The sequence below is a fragment of the Robiginitomaculum antarcticum DSM 21748 genome (assembly GCF_000365025.1).
Taxonomy (GTDB): Bacteria; Pseudomonadota; Alphaproteobacteria; order Caulobacterales; family Maricaulaceae; genus Robiginitomaculum; species Robiginitomaculum antarcticum.
In genome coordinates this window covers 78,713-96,005 of sequence record NZ_KB823011.1, presented here as the reverse complement: position 1 = coordinate 96,005, position 17,293 = coordinate 78,713, and the positions used below count along the sequence as shown (strand labels likewise).

Annotated in this window: 20 protein-coding genes; 5 read left to right on the top strand and 15 right to left on the bottom strand. The window is 53.6% G+C overall.

What is annotated here, in order from left to right:
• Nucleotides 1-15 precede the first annotated feature (15 nt).
• The gene (locus H142_RS0100495; RefSeq protein ID WP_017930130.1) at nt 16-2,496 is read left to right on the top strand and encodes a cellulose biosynthesis cyclic di-GMP-binding regulatory protein BcsB; all 2,481 of its coding nucleotides are present in this window, start codon (nt 16-18) and stop codon (nt 2,494-2,496) included.
• A 33-nt stretch (nt 2,497-2,529) separates the two neighbouring features.
• Here the strand turns inward: H142_RS0100495 and H142_RS15985 are convergent, their stop codons facing one another.
• Nucleotides 2,530-4,170 carry a sensor histidine kinase gene (locus tag H142_RS15985; RefSeq protein WP_017930129.1) on the bottom strand — a complete coding sequence of 547 codons (1,641 nt, stop codon included), beginning with the start codon at nt 4,168-4,170 and terminating at the stop codon, nt 2,530-2,532.
• A 159-nt stretch (nt 4,171-4,329) separates the two neighbouring features.
• Here H142_RS15985 and H142_RS0100485 point away from each other — a divergent pair, with 159 nt between their 5' ends.
• From H142_RS0100485 to H142_RS0100470, 4 genes are all read left to right on the top strand, one after another.
• Entirely contained in the window at nt 4,330-5,373 is a 1,044-nt protein-coding gene (locus tag H142_RS0100485) for a hypothetical protein (RefSeq protein WP_017930128.1), read from the top strand.
• 32 nt (nt 5,374-5,405) lie between these two features.
• Entirely contained in the window at nt 5,406-5,837 is a 432-nt protein-coding gene (locus H142_RS0100480) for a SufE family protein (RefSeq protein WP_017930127.1), read from the top strand.
• Nucleotides 5,838-6,032: 195 nt separating this feature from the next.
• On the top strand, nt 6,033-6,563 hold the full coding sequence (locus H142_RS0100475; protein ID WP_017930126.1) for a MarR family winged helix-turn-helix transcriptional regulator: 531 nt from the start codon (nt 6,033-6,035) through the stop codon (nt 6,561-6,563).
• Nucleotides 6,564-6,571: 8 nt separating this feature from the next.
• Entirely contained in the window at nt 6,572-6,985 is a 414-nt protein-coding gene (locus tag H142_RS0100470; RefSeq protein WP_017930125.1) for a response regulator, read from the top strand.
• Between the two features lie 7 nt (nt 6,986-6,992).
• On the opposite strand, the gene H142_RS0100465 is transcribed toward H142_RS0100470, so the two are convergent.
• The 14 genes from H142_RS0100465 to H142_RS0100400 all read right to left on the bottom strand — a co-directional run bounded on the left by H142_RS0100465 (nt 6,993) and on the right by H142_RS0100400 (nt 17,232).
• Nucleotides 6,993-7,733, bottom strand: coding sequence for a DUF6456 domain-containing protein (locus H142_RS0100465; protein WP_017930124.1), 741 nt, complete (start codon nt 7,731-7,733; stop codon nt 6,993-6,995).
• Entirely contained in the window at nt 7,723-8,070 is a 348-nt protein-coding gene (locus tag H142_RS0100460; RefSeq protein WP_017930123.1) for a helix-turn-helix domain-containing protein, read from the bottom strand. The genes H142_RS0100465 and H142_RS0100460 overlap by 11 nt, the downstream gene beginning before the upstream one ends.
• 129 nt (nt 8,071-8,199) lie before the next feature.
• Entirely contained in the window at nt 8,200-8,709 is a 510-nt protein-coding gene (locus tag H142_RS13725) for a PAS domain-containing protein (protein WP_017930122.1), read from the bottom strand.
• A gap of 163 nt (nt 8,710-8,872) precedes the next feature.
• Nucleotides 8,873-9,271 carry a MucR family transcriptional regulator gene (locus H142_RS0100450; protein ID WP_017930121.1) on the bottom strand — a complete coding sequence of 133 codons (399 nt, stop codon included), beginning with the start codon at nt 9,269-9,271 and terminating at the stop codon, nt 8,873-8,875.
• 1 nt (nt 9,272) lies between these two features.
• Nucleotides 9,273-11,015 (bottom strand): Na(+)/H(+) antiporter subunit D, encoded by a 1,743-nt coding sequence (locus H142_RS0100445; RefSeq protein ID WP_017930120.1) that lies wholly within the window; start codon nt 11,013-11,015, stop codon nt 9,273-9,275.
• Nucleotides 11,005-11,343 carry a hypothetical protein gene (locus H142_RS0100440; RefSeq protein WP_017930119.1) on the bottom strand — a complete coding sequence of 113 codons (339 nt, stop codon included), beginning with the start codon at nt 11,341-11,343 and terminating at the stop codon, nt 11,005-11,007. The genes H142_RS0100445 and H142_RS0100440 overlap by 11 nt, the downstream gene beginning before the upstream one ends.
• A 2-nt stretch (nt 11,344-11,345) precedes the next feature.
• A complete protein-coding gene (locus tag H142_RS0100435; protein ID WP_017930118.1) occupies nt 11,346-12,821 on the bottom strand; it encodes a proton-conducting transporter transmembrane domain-containing protein in 1,476 nt (491 codons plus the stop codon).
• A complete protein-coding gene (locus H142_RS0100430; RefSeq protein WP_017930117.1) occupies nt 12,818-14,338 on the bottom strand; it encodes a monovalent cation/H+ antiporter subunit D family protein in 1,521 nt (506 codons plus the stop codon). The genes H142_RS0100435 and H142_RS0100430 overlap by 4 nt, the downstream gene beginning before the upstream one ends.
• Nucleotides 14,335-14,802: a sodium:proton antiporter gene (locus H142_RS13720; RefSeq protein WP_017930116.1), complete on the bottom strand. Its 468-nt coding sequence runs from the start codon at nt 14,800-14,802 to the stop codon at nt 14,335-14,337. Before H142_RS13720 ends, H142_RS0100430 begins: the two co-directional genes overlap by 4 nt.
• A complete protein-coding gene (locus H142_RS0100420) occupies nt 14,802-15,251 on the bottom strand; it encodes a Na(+)/H(+) antiporter subunit B (RefSeq protein WP_017930115.1) in 450 nt (149 codons plus the stop codon). Before H142_RS0100420 ends, H142_RS13720 begins: the two co-directional genes overlap by 1 nt.
• Nucleotides 15,248-16,003 carry a DUF4040 domain-containing protein gene (locus H142_RS13715; protein WP_017930114.1) on the bottom strand — a complete coding sequence of 252 codons (756 nt, stop codon included), beginning with the start codon at nt 16,001-16,003 and terminating at the stop codon, nt 15,248-15,250. Before H142_RS13715 ends, H142_RS0100420 begins: the two co-directional genes overlap by 4 nt.
• Nucleotides 16,000-16,413 (bottom strand): monovalent cation/H(+) antiporter subunit G, encoded by a 414-nt coding sequence (gene mnhG / locus H142_RS0100410; protein ID WP_233341522.1) that lies wholly within the window; start codon nt 16,411-16,413, stop codon nt 16,000-16,002. The genes H142_RS13715 and mnhG overlap by 4 nt, the downstream gene beginning before the upstream one ends.
• Nucleotides 16,406-16,729, bottom strand: a complete 324-nt coding sequence (locus H142_RS0100405) for a monovalent cation/H+ antiporter complex subunit F (protein ID WP_017930112.1) — start codon at nt 16,727-16,729, stop codon at nt 16,406-16,408. The genes mnhG and H142_RS0100405 overlap by 8 nt, the downstream gene beginning before the upstream one ends.
• A 2-nt stretch (nt 16,730-16,731) precedes the next feature.
• Nucleotides 16,732-17,232, bottom strand: a complete 501-nt coding sequence (locus tag H142_RS0100400) for a Na+/H+ antiporter subunit E (protein ID WP_026147665.1) — start codon at nt 17,230-17,232, stop codon at nt 16,732-16,734.
• Nucleotides 17,233-17,293 lie beyond the last annotated feature (61 nt).

The window sequence follows — 17,293 nt, the reverse complement described above, 5'->3', positions numbered from 1 at the left end:
ATAAGGCGGCCTAAAATGTCCCATTTCCGTATCTTCGCAAGCTTTATTTGGCTTTTTCTAGCCTGCGCGGGGGTCTTTTTATCCATAAGCGTCCACGCCGCCGTCGTTCCGGGGCCGGACAAGACCCGCTATGTCTATACGGCAAGCGCGGGGCTGGATGAATTAACGGGCGACACCGGGAAAATACTGGATTGGCGCAGCCCGCAGGCCCGCATCACATTTGACATGCCCGGCGGCGATCATGCCCGTAGCCTTGTTTTACGACTTGCCGCAACGCCTCAGGACGGTGTCAGCAGATCCACGCCTTTGCTGATCCGTTTGAATGGATCAAACCCCATACCTGTCCATAGTGACGGTTACCCTTTTGAGGCCGAAATTATCTTGCCGGAAGACCGCCTGCGTCCGGGAAAAAACAGCGTCACGATTAATTATAAAACGCCATCGGGCGCAGATTGTCTGCTGCCCGGTCATGGACAGTGGACCATTGATATGGCCCGGTCTGCCATCATCCTGAACGCGCGCGGCAATGCCCGGTCATATCACATTGGCGAGGTCGAGCCGCGCCTGAAAAGCCCGCTGACCGCGCCGCAGCATATCTCGATAATTGCTCGCGGAGAGCCCCGCCTAAGCTACCAAGCTTTGGCCGCGCAAGGCGTCGGCCTGCGGATGACCGATGTTCCGGATATTTCACTGTCCCGCGGTAAATCTTCATTTTCGATCTATATCGGGACCCGCGCCGATCTGGCTCCGTTAAAGCTCAAAGCCCCCAAATTAATGTCCGGATCGGGGCCCGCTATGGGCCTGGCGCAAACGCGGCCTATGGGCCTGATTTTAACCGGAGACACGGACGCGGAAGTTATGGCTCTGGCCCGCGCCTTTGCCCGTTACAGCTTGCCCGCGTTCGGAGTGGAGACAATCAGCCTTACGCAGCTTACCTTGCAGCCTCACATGACGCGCACGCGCCTGCACCCGGACGAAACCCGGGGCTTAAACGCATTAGGCAATACTGCGTTTGAAAATCTGTACCGCCCGGAGCCGGCGCGACTCACATTTTACACTGAAGACACGCGACAGGGCGCCGGACAGATCACCTTGCACTTATCGCGCAATAGCTCTGTCGCCAAAACCAGCCGCGTCGATATTGATCTGAACGGCCAGTTACTGGGCTCCACCCAAATGGATGATGTCACGAAAACAGTTGGATTTGATATTCCGGCAGGTCAACTTCGTCCGGGCGCAAATCAAATCCGGATCGCCCCGACTTTAGATTCTGTCGCGACGGGGTGCGCCAATTGGGTCGAGTTGCCGGGCATCGGCATCGGGTCGTCCAGCACATTACGTCTTGGCCGTGCACCGGACGCGCATTCGCTAAGCGCATTTGCGTCCGGCGGTAGCGTCTTTGCTGAGAAGGGCGGCGTGAAAACGCTGGTTTTATTACCGTCACAGGCGCCAAACCGTGAGGCGGCATTGCGCGTACTTGCGATGAGCGCCTCTCAATCAGGCCGTGCGCTAAGCCAAGCTGAATATGCATTGCCCGAAGCGCCCTTCGGCCCTGCTGCACACATTGTGGCTATTCTCCCCGCTATGGATTTTCCAGTCGCCCTACGCGAAGACGCGCCGTCATCATTCCGCGCAGGTCTAAAGCGCTCAACACTTGTCCTATCCGAGGGGATTTCGCCCGTTGATGTGGCAGGTATGGATGAGCGCGCGGCCTTTGCGCTGGCCGCAAAGTCCCCGCAACAGCGCGTCCAAATGGGCGGGTTAGCGGCCATATATACCCTGTCCAGCGGGCAAAATGTAATTGCCGTCAGCTCCGCGCCAGGCGTCCGGTTTGACGCCACGGTGAGTCTTCTGGCCCGAAAAGAGCACTGGGCGCAATTATCAGGATCTGTAACCCGCTGGAACTCGCGCCGCGTAATGGGCGTACAGGCCGGCGGAATTCACGTGCCCGTAAGATCCACGCCAAAGCGTGGCGGATTTGCTAAAATCAAAGCGATAAAGGTAAACTGGCCCCAGTTGAGCATGCCGCAATGGACCAAGCGGCAATGGACTTGGCCAGAGCTAAAGCGTCCGGACTGGCTGCCGCCCCGTAAGAGCGACGCGAAAGCGCCCTCACCGGTCGATTTGCCTGTTCAAATCGAAACCGAGGCCCCGTCCCTGAGACCGGGGAGAGACATAACCGACATAAGTGTTCAAGACGCCCTTCCTCCCGCGCTGAAACATCCGGCAAAAGCCCGGACATATTTTAGCTCAGCGCCTGTAAAAATAGCGTCTGAACGGAGCTTTAGCTGGGATTACTTCACGGCAAATATACGCGGAAAAGCGAGAGCTATCCGGAGCGGCGATCTGGGATTCAACCGCGCCAAAATCGGGCCGGCTTTAAATTTCGATGTCATATTCCAGCGCGTCATGTCAGAAACGTGGCTACTTATTTTACTCGGGATAAGTCTCGTTTTAACTCTCGTGACAGCGTCGCCAAAATCCAGACGCGTTTAGCTTTCTACAGGGTCGCCAAGTTTATGTGCTGCTTTATGTGCTGCGCTCGCGCGGGATAATTACGGTGGCCGTTGTGCCGTCGCCCGAAGAGCTTTCGATATCAAATTCGCCATCATGCATCTCTGTCAATGATTTAACGAGTGATAATCCAAGCCCTGTACCGCGATTATCAACCATACGCGCTGAGCCGGCCTGTGAATATGGCTTGCCAATATGTGACAGTTCTTCGGCGCTCATACCGCGGCCTTGATCAATGACGCGGATGGTTGCCGCTTCGTCATTTGCGCTGACTTTGAGGACGATGCGGCCGCCTTTTTCGGAGAATTTGATGGCGTTAGACAGCAAATTGAGAAGAATTTGGCGCACGGCGCGGCGGTCGGCGCTTATTAACAATCCCGTCCTATCCTGTATGTCCGGTTCAATCAGCACTTCCGCATTATCGGCTTGCGGGCCTACCATTTTTACACTGCTTCGCACGACATCCGCCAAATCAAAATTATCATAGGTCAGCGTATATTGACCGGCTTCGATTTTAGACATGTCAAGCACGTCGCCGAGAAGATCGAGCATATGTTGACCGCTATCATGTATCAAATCGGCATATTCGCTATACTTGCCCGGCAAAGGCCCGAACAGACGCGAGCGCATCATATCGGAAAATCCGATGATCGCATTGAGCGGCGTGCGCAATTCGTGGCTGACGCCGGCAAAAAATAAATCTTTATCGCGCGAGAGGCTGTCGGCATCGCGGCTTTGCTCGCGCAGACGTTCGACTTCATTCATCGCGCCTGTAATATCGCGGGCATAGATATAAGCCCCGTTTTTTGACTTTGGAATAATATCGAGCTGCACAGAGCTGTCGCGCTCTGCAGTGGATGCCTCAGCCGGAATCTGGACGATGGTGCGCTGATTAAGACCACTATTGATTGCCGCAGACAGCGCCTCGTTAACAGCCGCGCCATCGCGAATGCTAAGTCCCAAAATCTCACCCATTTTTGCGCCGTCAAACGCTTCGCCATCTTTTGAAAACAGCTCACGCGCAAAGGGCGTAGAATATCTGACCCTGTGATCCTCATCTGTGCTAAAAGCCGCGCCGGGATAAACATCCAGAATATCCGCTTCCGATGCTGGCAGGGCCTCTGCATGAGTAACCAGCAAGTCCTTACGTGAGTAGGATGCGGCAAATAAAGCGCCGATCATGAACACAATTGTGCCGACAGGCGCCGTAATTTCAGCCCAGCGCGAGGCCGTTTCGCCCAGCTCGAACTCCGGCCCCAATCCGAATTTAACAACATAGAAGCTTGCCCCTGCCGCCAGCGCGGCCAGAACCAATGCCTCTATAACCCGCTCGCGCTGAAACAATGACGCGACCGCAGGAACACATAAAAACAATATCGCCATAGGCAGAAAAGCCATAGCCAATACGGCGATGACGGCCAATGCAATCCAGGAAAACAACAGCGCCACCTGCGCCCATTCCCGGTTCATAAATGGCGACAGGATCAATCCGATAAGACCCGGCACCATCGCCCCGGCCGCATATGGCCAGATACTGTCGAATTCCAGCGCTAGAAATGTCGTCATTCCGGCAGCAAATATGATGGTCAGCCATACGAGGCTGGCCAATCTCACGCGCTGTCCGGCAGATTTATCTAGGATAGAGAGGCTGGTCATAATGTCCCGTTTACTGTGTGTTAACGACAAGTCTGAATAGATGAAGTCAAAGTCTTAACAATGACCACCCTATTCACCTGTAGAGCGAGCGTATTGAACTTGCTTTCACCCAAACTTTGCTTACGACTCACATTATAAGGTGTGGATCAAGGAGATAACATGAAAAAACGCAACGCAATTTGCTCTATTAGTCTACTCGCGCTTTTAATAGCGGCCTGCGCAACGCCACCGCCTGTCGTAGAGCCTGAGCCTGAGCCCGAGCCGGTCTATGTTGAACCGGAGATTGTTGTCACGCGTTATAGCCCGCCAAAACGCAAAGTCGAAACCCGCATGAAAGACGTGCTCGTTCGCGATGCTGCTTACCATGGTTCAACCATGCAGCGCGTAGCGCAAGCCGCTTATACTCCCATACAAACGCGCGAGGATCTTAACGGTCATCTGGACGGTCTGGCAGGTGTGTTTACACAGCGCACCGGGGCAGGACTTCTCAGCTATGGGGGATTGATTGCCGCGCAAAACCCGGCCTTTGTCGATAGCATTATTGACCGCGCCACCGCAGAAGGCGCCGATACGCTGGTTTCTAAATTATACTCAGACCCCAATTACGCTTTGACCTTCGCGGGGGCTTATGACGCCGCACGCGATATTCAGGCCGCATGGCAAGATGATATATCGACCTTTGACAGTGCCGCCGCCGCAATAAAGTCTCAATCTTATGAGCTGCAAAAAGATCCTAAATGGAAAAATATGCGCGCGGGTAACCGCAAGGCGCGTCTCACAAAATTCAAGGACGCTCAGAAATATTCCGTAACGCTGCCTCAAAGCTCCCAGCGCTCAATTGCTGCTGCGGGAACCGTGCTGTCAACAGACTATGATGGCGCGGCCCGCAGTGCCGCATTTTGGCAGGCTTATGGTAAAGCCGGCAAGCCGGCCAGTTACTCTAATGAGGCTACCGTCAGCGTAAATGCCGCAAAAGCCCTGACACTGGGTGCGCTGGACGTGCTGGGTACATCGGGTAAAAACAGCTCGACATGGATCGCCAACTATACCGTCGATGTCGGCCTCAACCGGTGTCTGAACTGGGCGCGCCTGCATACCGAGCAGTGCTTGGCCGCTGGACATTTCAAGTTCGAAGATGCGTTCTGCGTTGCCGAGCATGAGCTAAAAGACGTGTCAGAATGTCTGAGCGAAGGCGGTTATTAAGGCCTGAATTTATTTCGGGGATTTAACATTATATGACCGATCATCCGGATCACATACAAGACATGGTCGACGACTTTACCTTTCTTGGGGATTGGGAGGAGCGTTATATGCATGTCATAGAGATGGGCAAAGCGCTTGCCCCCTTGATGGAGGGCGAGCGCAATGAGGCCACGCGCGTTAAGGGCTGTGCCAGCCAGGTTTGGCTGGTCAGCGAAGCCGCAGACGGCGATGATCCCATTATGACATACCGGGGCGATAGCGACGCCTTTATCGTCAAAGGCCTGATTGCTGTGGCCTTAAAAATATACTCCGGGCGACGCGCTAGCGAAATCACAGCTACAAAGGCACGCCCCATATTTGATTCTCTGGATTTATCCGGACATCTTTCTGCGCAGCGCGCCAACGGCCTGGGCGCTATGGTTGAGCGCATACAGCGAGATGCCGCTATGCGGGCATCCAAATAAGACTCTCCCCCGTACACATGTAAAGTGTCTGTAATTTCAACTCTTTATTTGTGAAGTAGCCCTTCAACTTAACCTTTTGGAAGGTCTGAATGGGGTAAGTACATTAAGTCGTATTAGCGATCTGATTATCCATGGGGTGATATCAGGTTCATAATTTATCGCATACATTAATGTATGTCTTCGGAGTAATTTCAAATGGACACAAAAAGCTTGGCAGATTTACAATATTTGTCATATTCGGAATGGATTTCCGGGGATTATACCGACTTTGTTAAAAAATCTATTCTACCGGCCTTTAACGGAAAATTTAATCTAAAAATCCGTGAACTGCGCGTGCTTAACGCTATCGCAGCATCAGAATATGATATTAGCGCGACCGAAATTTCGGAAGAGTTGCGTCAGGACCCGGCAACGGTGACGCGCTCGCTCGTCATGTTAATCGGTAACGGTTATGTTGAATCGTTTGAAAATTTCCAAGATGGTCGAAGCAAATTATTGAAATTGACGGAAAAGGGCGAAGCCGCATCGCGCTATTTTCTGTCCATCTTTAGATATGCGACAGCCCAATTATCGAAAATAGAAAAAGAGAACGGTCAGTACTTTGATCATGACAAACTCACGCAGGCCTTGGAACTTGTGTCAAGACGGGCACGCTCATTACGTGAATCTCAGCGTAAATTGGCTAAACTTTTTGAAGCCCATCCGGAATTCGAACTCACAAATTAGGATCTGATATGTCTCCATTCACATTTTTAGTCATTGAAGATGACGACGTCGATTTTATGAGCGTGCAACGCGCTTTCAAAAGAATCGGGATCGCCAATCCTATCAAACGCGCCGTTGACGGCGTTGAGGCTTTGGAACTGTTGCGCGATCCGGCGAATAAAGGGATCTTTGGTGACAAGCTGATTATCCTTCTGGATCTCAACATGCCGCGCATGTCCGGCCATGAGTTTCTAGATGCTTACTCCATCTCAAAAAATGTTCCGGTCGCCAATATTTTTGTTATGACAACCTCGGATAGCGACCAGGATATCATTGACGCACATCGTCACGACATTGCCGGTTACCTGCTAAAATCCGATTTAATAGAAAGTCTGCGCGAGGCTCTGGACGGTCTTAGGCACAAATGGGTGCTTGTCGCCTAATCTCTCATCAGGAAGAGCAGCCCGCTTGCGTACCATAAAACTGCGTCAGTCGCTGCAGTCCCAGTTTCAAAACCGCCAGTCCGCTGTTTCGGGCATAACCTTCGTCGCGCTCAATCACAGTCATGTCTTTATTATGGCAACATAGAGCGCTCACTATGCGGTCAAGACCGGGGCCAAGTGTGTCCAGCGCGTCCATGTAACGACGTTTCGCATCCATCGCCGCCGCGCTGATATCCTCCGCACCATGTCCCGAACCTCCGCCAATAGCATCATATTTCTGGGTCACTGAGACCGATAATGAGGACCGCGCATAATCGCGCGCCAGTCTGTGACCTGCTTCAATTTCAGCATCGGAGAACAGACGCTCGCCACTGCGGCGTTTCCGGCGGGCCAGGCGGTGCAGCGGGGATCGGGTATGACGGTTGACCTGCGCCTGACGAAAGCGGCCATACGCGTCGGTTATGGTTTCGACCGCCATATCGCGGTGTTGATGGCTATGCAGGCCCCTGCCCTTTTCACTATGTCTTTGGGCGGCGCTAGGCACAATCTCAAAGCCCCGCGACGTCGGGACGCAAACACCGTCTGCCAAGAAATGCTTTAGCATTTGCGCAGGTATGAAACAGCTGGGCCGTGTGCGGCGGTCCCCCCGCGGATACGCCGCATAGCTTTTCACGCCGTCGCAGCCGTCTTGCATAATGACGGCCTGAGCGTCGATCAAGCGTTTTAAAAGAACTTGCTCATGCATCATCAAGCTCCGGGGCAGGGAGCGGCGCGTTTTCGAGAAATGCCTCTAACCGCGATATCCGTGCGTCCATAAATGGATCATCACGACAATCTTCGACCACGCGGCAGGCATGGCTGGCTGTGGATCGGTCGCGGCTATAGACGCGCGCCACACGCGCCAGATTAATCTGATACACGGTATGCGTCAGATACATGGCGATCTGACGTGCAAAGCTCACCCTGGAGCTACCGCCGCGCGGACGCTTGACCGGCATATCAATTATGCCAAATTCGAGGGCTACCGCCGTAATGGCGAGCCTTGCCCGTAAAATATCGCTATGATGAGTTTTTAGATTTTGCATAGGTGCCTCGTTGTTCAAGGCACTATAACGCAGATTTATCAAAAGAGGATTATTTTCCTATTTTTATTTTCAGTCGCCTTATGCGCGAGTAGAGGTTCACAGGCTTATCCACAAGGTAAGTCATTGTTTTTATGCATAAAGTGCAGTGTTTTCCACAGGCATTAAGTTCGTCTTAGTCAAGCGGACAAATTTGTCAAAACCGAGGATCATATCTACATTTTGCCCGTCATCGGCGAGCGGCAGGCGCACCCAGAACTGCGCCATATGGGTACGTCCGGAGACCGCCATGCGCTGCACACCTGCGCTGGGGCGTCCACGGTCGGCCACACGGCCAAGGACGCGCGACCAATACTCACGCCGGCTTCCCTCAGGCAGATTATCAACAAAGTCCCCGGTGATTTCACGGTGATACATGTCCCAGAACCGCGTCCCGGCGAGACGGAATTGAAACCGCCGCGCATCGGCTGCGCCAACAGGCTCAACAAAACTCAGTGTGGGAAGGTGCGCCGCAATATCGAGCGGGTTGATATCGCGGCGGCTCGGCAGGCAGCCATCTTTGCATTTGCTGCGCCAATAATCATAAATTTCCCGCTGCTCGGGCAGTATGATTTGATGACGCGCGGCATTGGATGACAACATGATTATTTCCCTCTTGGCCCGAAATCCCCCCGGACTAATAAGGTTAATAATCATTAACCAATTGAATCGCACAAGCGCTGAGCGTCTCAATCTTTTAAAAAAGGGCTAAATAATGCGCTATTTCGTTACGGAGCCGATTCGGAAACCTCGGAGCTGAAAAAGTCTAACTTTCCGACTTCCCCAATCCCATTTTCTTAGCCAGCTTTGAGCGCTCCTTGGCATAATTGGGCGCAACCATAGGATAGTCGTGCGGCAGGCCCCATTTTTCACGGTAAGCTTCGGGTGTCATATCAAATTTTGTCCGCAAATGGCGCTTGAGCGATTTGAACGGCTTGCCGTCTTCCAGACAGATCAGATAATCCTCGGTCAGGCTGTCAGCAATGGCCACAGCCGGAACCGGCGCTTTCTCCGGCTCAGGTTTTGGCGTGTGCTGCGCCGCCATTAAGGCCTCATATGTCGATTGAATAAATGCAGGAACGTCATCAGGCGATAACGCATTATTGCCTACATAAGCCGATACGATCTGCGCTGTTAAATCGAGTATAGATTCCGGCTTGCTCATATCACCCTACAAAATACAAAAGCGCGATAGCCAGACCAAGCATCGCCGCCGTTAGAACCGACGCAATACCCGACGGCGCGTCCTGTGACATCGCGCCCGCCGGACTGAACATGGCAAACAGGCGGCGCTGTATACCGGACCATCCGCGCTTCACGGTGAGGCCGCCATAAGCTTCCACCCGCGCGCCCATAACGTCGATCCATTTGAGCGTTGCAACGGCGGGGCGACGCCACAGCCAGTCAAAGTCCAGAATTTGCGCGCGCCGCTCCGGCGGATAAACACCCAGCCGTTTGAGCAGAGCAAAGGCGAACATAGCTGCAAATAAAAGCTGCAATTGCGTGATCACATGATTGACTGTGTAGGGCACATATTCACCGGCGATTTCAGGCATAGGCATCAAATTATAGAGCATCTGATAACCGCCCCATGGCCACGCCAGAACAATACAGAACAGGCTGGCCAGACCCATAGCAAGCAGCATATTCCACGGCGCCTCTTTGGGCCGTTTACCGCTATCATGAGAGAAAAATGCGAAATACGGAACCTTGATACCACTATGCTCCATCACCCCGGCAGAGGCGAATAGCAGGCAGAGGTAGACGATGTAGTGATGCTCTTCGAACACGGCCGCGATAATCATCGCTTTGGTCACGAAAGCCGCAAACATTGGGAAAGCCGCAATAGAGGCTGCGCCAATCAGACACGCCATGGTCGTCCACGGCATAGTGCGGAATAGACCGCCTAGCTCGCTGGCCTTCGCTGTCCCGACGCGGTGCAAAACTGCGCCCATAGACATAAACAGGAGCGCTTTGAATATAACGTGCAGCACGACCTGTCCGGCAACACCGTTCATCGCCATGGCCGTACCGACACCGATACCGCAGACCATAAAGCCGAGCTGGTTATTCAGGCTATAGGCCAGAACCTTACGCAGATCGTTTTCAATCACCGCAAAGAAAACCGGGAAGAGCGTCATGACTGCGCCGATATAGATCAGGATTTCCTCACCGGCAAAACCTCGCGCAAGCGCGTAGATCGCCATTTTGGTCGAGAAAGTTGCCAGCACCACCGTGCCGGTTACGCTCGCCTTGGGATAGGCATCTTGGATCCATGTATGCAAAAGCGGAAACCCGGCTTTGATACCGATCCCTATCATCATCAGCCAGCCGCCTGGAACGCCCAGGCCAATCTCATTGCCGTCAAAGAAGAATGTACCGGAATAGTTCTGATACATAATTGCGCCAGCAAGTAATAATACACCCGACAAGACATGCATGCCCAGATAGCGCAGCCCCGCCGCATAAGCGCGCGGCCCGCCGGCCCAGACCAGAAAGACAGAGGACACGGCGGTTAGTTCCCAGAACAGGAACAGCGTCAGCAGGTCCCCCGCCATAACCGCGCCGAGGCCCGCGCCAGTATAGATCAGCGCGCTTGCATCGCTGATATGGGCTTTCTCGTGAAAGGCAAATATGCCGTTTAGAAGCCCGGCAAAACAAAACACATAGCCCCAGATGAGCGATAATCGATCGAGACGATATGTTGTCAGATCAATGCCCGCAATTGTCATCTCACCGGCTAGGCCTATGCCCGCACTATACCCTTTAAACAGCGCATAGGCGGCGACAATTGGCGCCAGGATCATGACGGTTTTGCGTACGCTGTGTAGCGGTACGAGCGCGCACAACATGCCTGCCGCAATAATGAACAGACCCGGATTTATCGTCATCAGCAGATCAGACATCATCTTCTCCGCTTAACGTATCATCATCATCTTCACCGTAATAATCTTCAGGGCGCGACAAGGCGCGAAAGAGCGGCCATGCGGAAAAGACAACAATAGAATAAGCGACAAATCCGATAACGCCGAAGCTGATAGCGTAAAGCAGCCCGCCCTCCCATGGCGCGGGATGTTTGGCGGGGAAGAAATAACCGATGATGACGGTCAGGATAAGGCAGGCCACAGTGAACCAGATGAAATTGCGTTTCACCTTGGGATTGGCCAGCCACAAAAACTTTTTTGAAACCGGATGGATATCATCAAGATTTTCAGGTGTATCGTGAGGCTTATGCATAACTACAGCCCTCCTGCAGGAAGGACGGGACGAAGATAATCGATAATATCACCCGCAAAGAAAAATAAGATAAAAGCGCCTGCCGCCGTAATTACGGGGGGAATAACCACCCATATTGGCTGCACAATGGCGGCGTCCGCAGCCGGATCATTGGCGGGCTTCAGAAATCCGCGAATAGCCACCGGCATAAGATAGGCCACGTTGAGAAGGCTCGACAGGATTAGCGCGGCGATAAGCACGGCTTTGCCGGCATCGATCGCGCCGACCATCAACATGAATTTCGGCCATGACCCCCCCAGAGGCGGCAAGCCAATAATGGACGCACTGCCCACCAGAAAAGCGCCAAAAACCCACGGCATCTTGCGCCCAAGGCCGTCAAGCTGACTGACCTCTGTGCGTTTTACGGCGGTGTAAATCGCGCCAGCACACATGAATAATGTAATTTTCCCCCAGGCATGCATCACAATCTGAAGGCCGCCGCCCATCAGGGCTGCGGGCGCGGCAATCATCGCCCCTAGCGTAATATAAGACAGTTGCGACACAGTGGAATAGGCCAGCCGGGCTTTGAGATTGTCTTTGCGAAGCGCAATAATTGACGCTGCGACGATGGAGAAAGCCGCCAGCCACGCCAGAAACGTCCCTGCTCCGGTTTGGCTCACGAGGTCAGGGCCGAAAACATAGAGCACAACTTTGAGCATGGTGAACACGCCCGCCTTAACCACGGCGACAGCGTGGAGCAGCGCAGAGACCGGCGTCGGAGCAACCATAGCATTGGGTAGCCACATATGGACGGGCATAAGCGCCGCTTTGCCAATCCCGAAGGCGAACAGTAAAAGCAGCACGCTGGCCACGCCTGTCCCGATAGCGCCGTTAAACAATCCACCGACAGCAAAGTCTGTCGTTCCCGCAAAATAATAAGTCCCGATAATGGCGGGCAGCAAAAGGCCGAGCGAGGTGGCCATTAATATGCCTAGATATATCCGGCCGCCGCGACGGGCTTTGGCATCGCCTTTATGGGTTACAAGCGGGTAGGTCGACAGGGTGAGCGCTTCGTAAAAGACAAAAAGCGTAATCAGATTGCCCGCAGCCGCAATACCCATGGCAGCGGCAATCGCGATCGCTACATAGGTATAAAACCGCGTCTGATTTTTCTCATTATTGCCGCGCATATAGCCCACGGTGAAGAGCGAATTGACGATCCAGAGCGAACTGGCAATGGCCGCAAATATGGCGCCGAGCGGCTCAAGTGTCAGCTTGATATCCAGTGGCCCCGCAAAAGGCACAAGCAGGATTTCAGGACGCTCGCCCAGCCCGACAAGGCGGACCAGATAGATCACATTGGCGAGAAGCGCAGCGCCCGCGATAAGCGTAATGGCTTCGCGAATATTTGGGGCTTTGCCCGCCATAGGGATGAGCGCCGCAGCCAGCGCCGGGATAATCAACAGCAGCCAGAGCGCCATTTCAGGACCGTAACTCATAGCCCGCCTCCCAACATGACTTGCGCCGCGCCGCTGGCCAGCTCTAACGGCCAGGCCGGCATAATGCCGAAGACTAGAGAGGCGATAGCCAGAACCCAAAGGCCGACCATCATCGGCCAAGGGGCTTCACGGCTCGCAACAGGTTTTCCGTTCACAAGCGGCGCAGGCTGTAACCATGCGGCCTCCAACATGCGCCCCATATAGATCACGGCCAGAATAGACGTCACCACGACAGCGCCGACAGCCCACCACCAGCCATTATCAGCAGCTGCGGTTAAGAGCTGGAATTTAGACACAAATCCGGCTGTGCCCGGAATTCCGATCAGCGCTAGCGCGGCAATCGTAAAAGCGCTCATTGTCCACGGCATGAGTTTGCCCAAACCGTTAAAATCGGAAACGCGTTTAATGCCATAGCGGTACCAAAATGCGCCGAGCGCAAGAAATAAAGCGCCCTTGATGATGCCGTGATTGATCAGATGGACATAACCTGCGCTAACCCCCAGCGTTGTGCCCATCCCTACGCCAAGCAGTATGTATCCTATTTGCGCGACGGAGCTATATGCGAGTACGCGCCGCGCATCGGTCTGAAATATGGCTTGAAACGAAGCGACAAACATCCCGACCACGCCCAATACGGCAAGAAGCCAGGTCAACGTCGCGCCGATAAAGGCCAGGCTGGGATCAAACACCGTAAAGACAAAGCGCAGCAACAGGTAAAGCGCCGCTTTCGTCGCAGTTGCCGCCAGAAAGGCTGTGATCGCTGTTGGCGCATAAGCATAAGCGCCGGGCAGCCAGAGATGCAGCGGGAACATCGCTAGTTTAAGGCCTAAGCCGACGACGATAAAGGCAAAGGCCAGTTGCGCGACGCGCGATCCGTCCGCAGTAACGGCCAGTTGGTCTGCCATATCCATCATATTGAGCGTCCCGGTTTCCATATAGAGAAAGCCGACGCCGATAACAAAAAAGGTTGCGCCAATCGAGCCGAGAATAAGGTAATTATAAGCGCTGTTCAGCGCACGGCGGTCGCGGCTGGCCCCCATCGCGACAAGAACGTAAGTCGAAATGGACGATACTTCGAGGAAGACAAAAACGTTGAACGCATCGCCCGTCACGACCATGCCCAGCAATCCGGCGAAGGCCACGAGAAACGCCGCATAAAACGGCGCGCGTTTTTTCGGCTCGATCTCAGCATCCGTACTGCGCAGCGCGTAAAGCGTACAAATGACGCCAATGGCGCTAATTAAAAGCACGACCGGGGCGTTCAGACCGTCAATGCGGTATTCGATCCCGAAAGGCGGATCCCATCCACCGAGCGCATAGCTGAGCACGCCGGCGCTTTGAACCTGCAAGACAATATCAAAAGCCAGCACAGCGCAGATCAGTGTGGTGATCAGCGTGATAATCCACGCAATTTTATCTTTCGGCATAACAGCGCAAAACGCGGCCATAACCAACGGCAGAACAACGATGAGAACCGGAGCTTCAGCGCTGAGCCATCCCGTTAAAAATGTGCTCATGGCGTCTCCCCGGACGCCGCTTCATCAACGCCGTCCATATTAAAGGCATAATTCAGGCGATCAATTTCCACTTCTTCAATTGTGCCATAGACTTCGCGAATGCGCACAACCAGTGCCAGTCCGACCGCGAGCGTAGCGACCCCGACGACAATTGCCGTCAGGATCAACACATGCGGCAGGGGATTGGAGTATAATATCTCCGCCGCTTGTCCGGCGGCCTCCGCGCCGTGTCCCGCGCCGTTTTCAGGGCCGTAATCGCCACCATGCAGGCCTTCAATAATCGGCGGAACCCCGCCGGTAACTTTACCCATAGTGATGTAAAGAAGGAAAACCGAGGTTTGAAAGACTGACAAGCCCACTAGCTTTTTGATCATATTACTGGCCGAGAACACGACATAGAGTCCTGTCATCATTAAAATAATAACGACAATATAATTAAAATGAGTGATGAATTCAGAGAACATTAAAAATCCTTCTCGTCATCCATGATCTGCGGCTGCCGTGAACCGAAGGCATAGAATATAGCCACCATGACCGTCGCCACAGTAAACAGCACGCCCAGTTCAACAAAAATAATACCGATATGCTGCCCCAGCGGGTGGTCGGTTGCAGGATGCAATACGTCGAAGTCCAGAAACTTTCCCCCCAGCATCCATGTCACGAGACCCGTTCCAACATAAAACAAAACGCCCACGGTCATACCGATACGAATCCAGCTTGGCGGCACGGCCTGCTTGCACGCCTTCAAGCCAAACAGAAGCGCATAAAGAATCACGCCCGCAGCAACAATGACGCCCGCCTGAAACCCGCCGCCCGGGCCGAAATCACCGTGAAAATGAACATAAAGGCCAAATATAATGATCAGCGGAATGAGGAATTTCCCGACCACACGAAGAATAATATGGGAGTTCATGACGTTCCCCCTCTTGGCTTAGGCTTAGGCTTAGGCTTAGACTTGGGCTTGGGCGGCGCTGCGTCAGGCCGCACCTCATCCGGGGTGGTTTTGGGTTTGGCGCGCGGTGTGGGGAGCACTTCCGCCGCAGGTGCCCGGTCACACGAAAGATTGACGCCCTGCACTTGGGCGGTCCAGCGACCCGCATTCCCGTTCAGACCCAGAAGCAAAAGCACGCCCAGACCGGCCATAAAAATTACTACCGTTTCGCCCATTGTATCATAGCTTCGATAGCTGGCAAGTACGGCGGTGACGACATTAGGCACTTCAATCTGCTCCGGCGTCACTGTCATATATTGCATGCCAACGCCAGTATTGACGGCGCTGTCTTTGTCTCCATAGGCGGGCATATCCGGAACGGCATAGAGCATGGCCGCGCCGGTAAAAAGCACAATCAAAAGCGGTCCAACCGCGCGCTGCACAGGCACTTCGCTGGACGTTTTATCCGTAAGGAGCATCGCCCCCAGCATTAAAACCGTCGATATGCCCGCGCCGACGGCGGCCTCGGTAAAGGCGACATCAACAGCGTCCAGCGAGACAAACCACGCCGCGCAAATCAAGCTGTAAACGCCTTGGAGCATGACGACCGCGAAGAGCGAGCGCATACGCACAATTGCAAACCCGACCACGACAAGCATCGCCATCAGGCCGATATCGAGAATAATCATGGGCACAACATGCGCGCCGATATGTGCAGCTTCGGCGAACATCATGACCTGTCACCTTTACCAATATCTTCAAGATCCGGGGCTTGATACCGGCCAAGTCTGGGCTTGAGACCGGACAAATGCGCCGCATGAGCAATCGCATGTGTGGCGGTCGGAGACGTCACAAAAAGGAAAAAGGCCACTAAGAGCAATTTCAAGCTTAACTGCGTAAATCCGGCCTGAACGACCAGACCCAAAAGAATAAATTCCGCGCCCATCGTATCGGTCATACCAGCGGCATGGATGCGGGTGAAAAAATCCGGCATGCGCAAAACGCCAATGGCCCCCGCCAGCACGAAAAATGTACCTGTCAGGATTAAGCCTCCGGATAAGAGCGCTTGCCCCCACTCCAAAATCTCGATCCACGGCAAAGCGCCGGACGCAGGGACCGCGGTATCAATTACAGGTTCAGCCACGGCGGCCTCCACTCTTTTCGGGACGTTGGGCCAGAGGCACATCAAGCGCGCGGTAACGGAAGAATTTCAAGATGGCGATCGTCGCGATAAAATTCATTAGCGCGTATAAAATCGCAATATCAACGCCGTCAGACCGTCCAATGATCAGGCTGAACAAACACAGGAAAAGTACGGCTTTCGTGCCGAAACTGTTCACAGCCAAAGCGCGGTCATAAAAGCTCGGGCCGACTATAGAGCGGCCGAGCAAAAGCCCCATACCGATCAGCATGCCAATTGCGCCAATAAGAGAAATATAAATCATGACCAGATTTGCCATATTTATGAGGCCTCATCCGATTTTGACGACTCGCCGACAGACCAGCCTGACCGCTCACCCATATCCATAAAATCGTCAGGGTTAGCCATTTCCGACAGAAGCGCATGAACCAGAATGCCGTCTTCAGTGACGTCGACAGAGACTGTTCCGGGGGTCAAAGTAATCGAATTGGCAAACATTGTTCTGCCAATATCAGTGTCCTGCCGCGTGGGAACCATAATCATGCTCGGCGAGATTTTTAACTCCGGCGAGAGCACGGCTTTGATAACGGCCATATTGGCTTTCACCACTTCGCGAAACAGCCAAATAAAATAGGTCAGGGTCTTGGCTGTATTTAAATAAGGGACGGTTTCACTATCCAATATTTTCATTCGCGCCGCGAGGCCGACAGCAAATGCGACCGACACGGCGCCAAAGAATAAGATAAGAGGCTCATGCAGATATCCGGACAGAGTGAGCCAATATCCGGCCAAAGTTACAGCGAGAATAAGCGCATATTTCATTGACGCTAATCCCTCCATCTGGCCGCGCAAGTTGACCTAGGTGATAGCGGAGCGCGCAGGC

Coding starts and splice junctions, on each gene's coding strand:
- H142_RS0100495 (WP_017930130.1), top strand. CDS start 16: ATGTCCCATTTCCGTATCTTCGCAAGCTTTATTTGGCTTTTTCTAGCC.
- H142_RS15985 (WP_017930129.1), bottom strand. CDS start 4,170: ATGACCAGCCTCTCTATCCTAGATAAATCTGCCGGACAGCGCGTGAGA.
- H142_RS0100485 (WP_017930128.1), top strand. CDS start 4,330: ATGAAAAAACGCAACGCAATTTGCTCTATTAGTCTACTCGCGCTTTTA.
- H142_RS0100480 (WP_017930127.1), top strand. CDS start 5,406: ATGACCGATCATCCGGATCACATACAAGACATGGTCGACGACTTTACC.
- H142_RS0100475 (WP_017930126.1), top strand. CDS start 6,033: ATGGACACAAAAAGCTTGGCAGATTTACAATATTTGTCATATTCGGAA.
- H142_RS0100470 (WP_017930125.1), top strand. CDS start 6,572: ATGTCTCCATTCACATTTTTAGTCATTGAAGATGACGACGTCGATTTT.
- H142_RS0100465 (WP_017930124.1), bottom strand. CDS start 7,733: ATGATGCATGAGCAAGTTCTTTTAAAACGCTTGATCGACGCTCAGGCC.
- H142_RS0100460 (WP_017930123.1), bottom strand. CDS start 8,070: ATGCAAAATCTAAAAACTCATCATAGCGATATTTTACGGGCAAGGCTC.
- H142_RS13725 (WP_017930122.1), bottom strand. CDS start 8,709: ATGTTGTCATCCAATGCCGCGCGTCATCAAATCATACTGCCCGAGCAG.
- H142_RS0100450 (WP_017930121.1), bottom strand. CDS start 9,271: ATGAGCAAGCCGGAATCTATACTCGATTTAACAGCGCAGATCGTATCG.
- H142_RS0100445 (WP_017930120.1), bottom strand. CDS start 11,015: ATGATGTCTGATCTGCTGATGACGATAAATCCGGGTCTGTTCATTATT.
- H142_RS0100440 (WP_017930119.1), bottom strand. CDS start 11,343: ATGCATAAGCCTCACGATACACCTGAAAATCTTGATGATATCCATCCG.
- H142_RS0100435 (WP_017930118.1), bottom strand. CDS start 12,821: ATGAGTTACGGTCCTGAAATGGCGCTCTGGCTGCTGTTGATTATCCCG.
- H142_RS0100430 (WP_017930117.1), bottom strand. CDS start 14,338: ATGAGCACATTTTTAACGGGATGGCTCAGCGCTGAAGCTCCGGTTCTC.
- H142_RS13720 (WP_017930116.1), bottom strand. CDS start 14,802: ATGTTCTCTGAATTCATCACTCATTTTAATTATATTGTCGTTATTATT.
- H142_RS0100420 (WP_017930115.1), bottom strand. CDS start 15,251: ATGAACTCCCATATTATTCTTCGTGTGGTCGGGAAATTCCTCATTCCG.
- H142_RS13715 (WP_017930114.1), bottom strand. CDS start 16,003: ATGATGTTCGCCGAAGCTGCACATATCGGCGCGCATGTTGTGCCCATG.
- H142_RS0100405 (WP_017930112.1), bottom strand. CDS start 16,729: ATGGCAAATCTGGTCATGATTTATATTTCTCTTATTGGCGCAATTGGC.
- H142_RS0100400 (WP_026147665.1), bottom strand. CDS start 17,232: ATGAAATATGCGCTTATTCTCGCTGTAACTTTGGCCGGATATTGGCTC.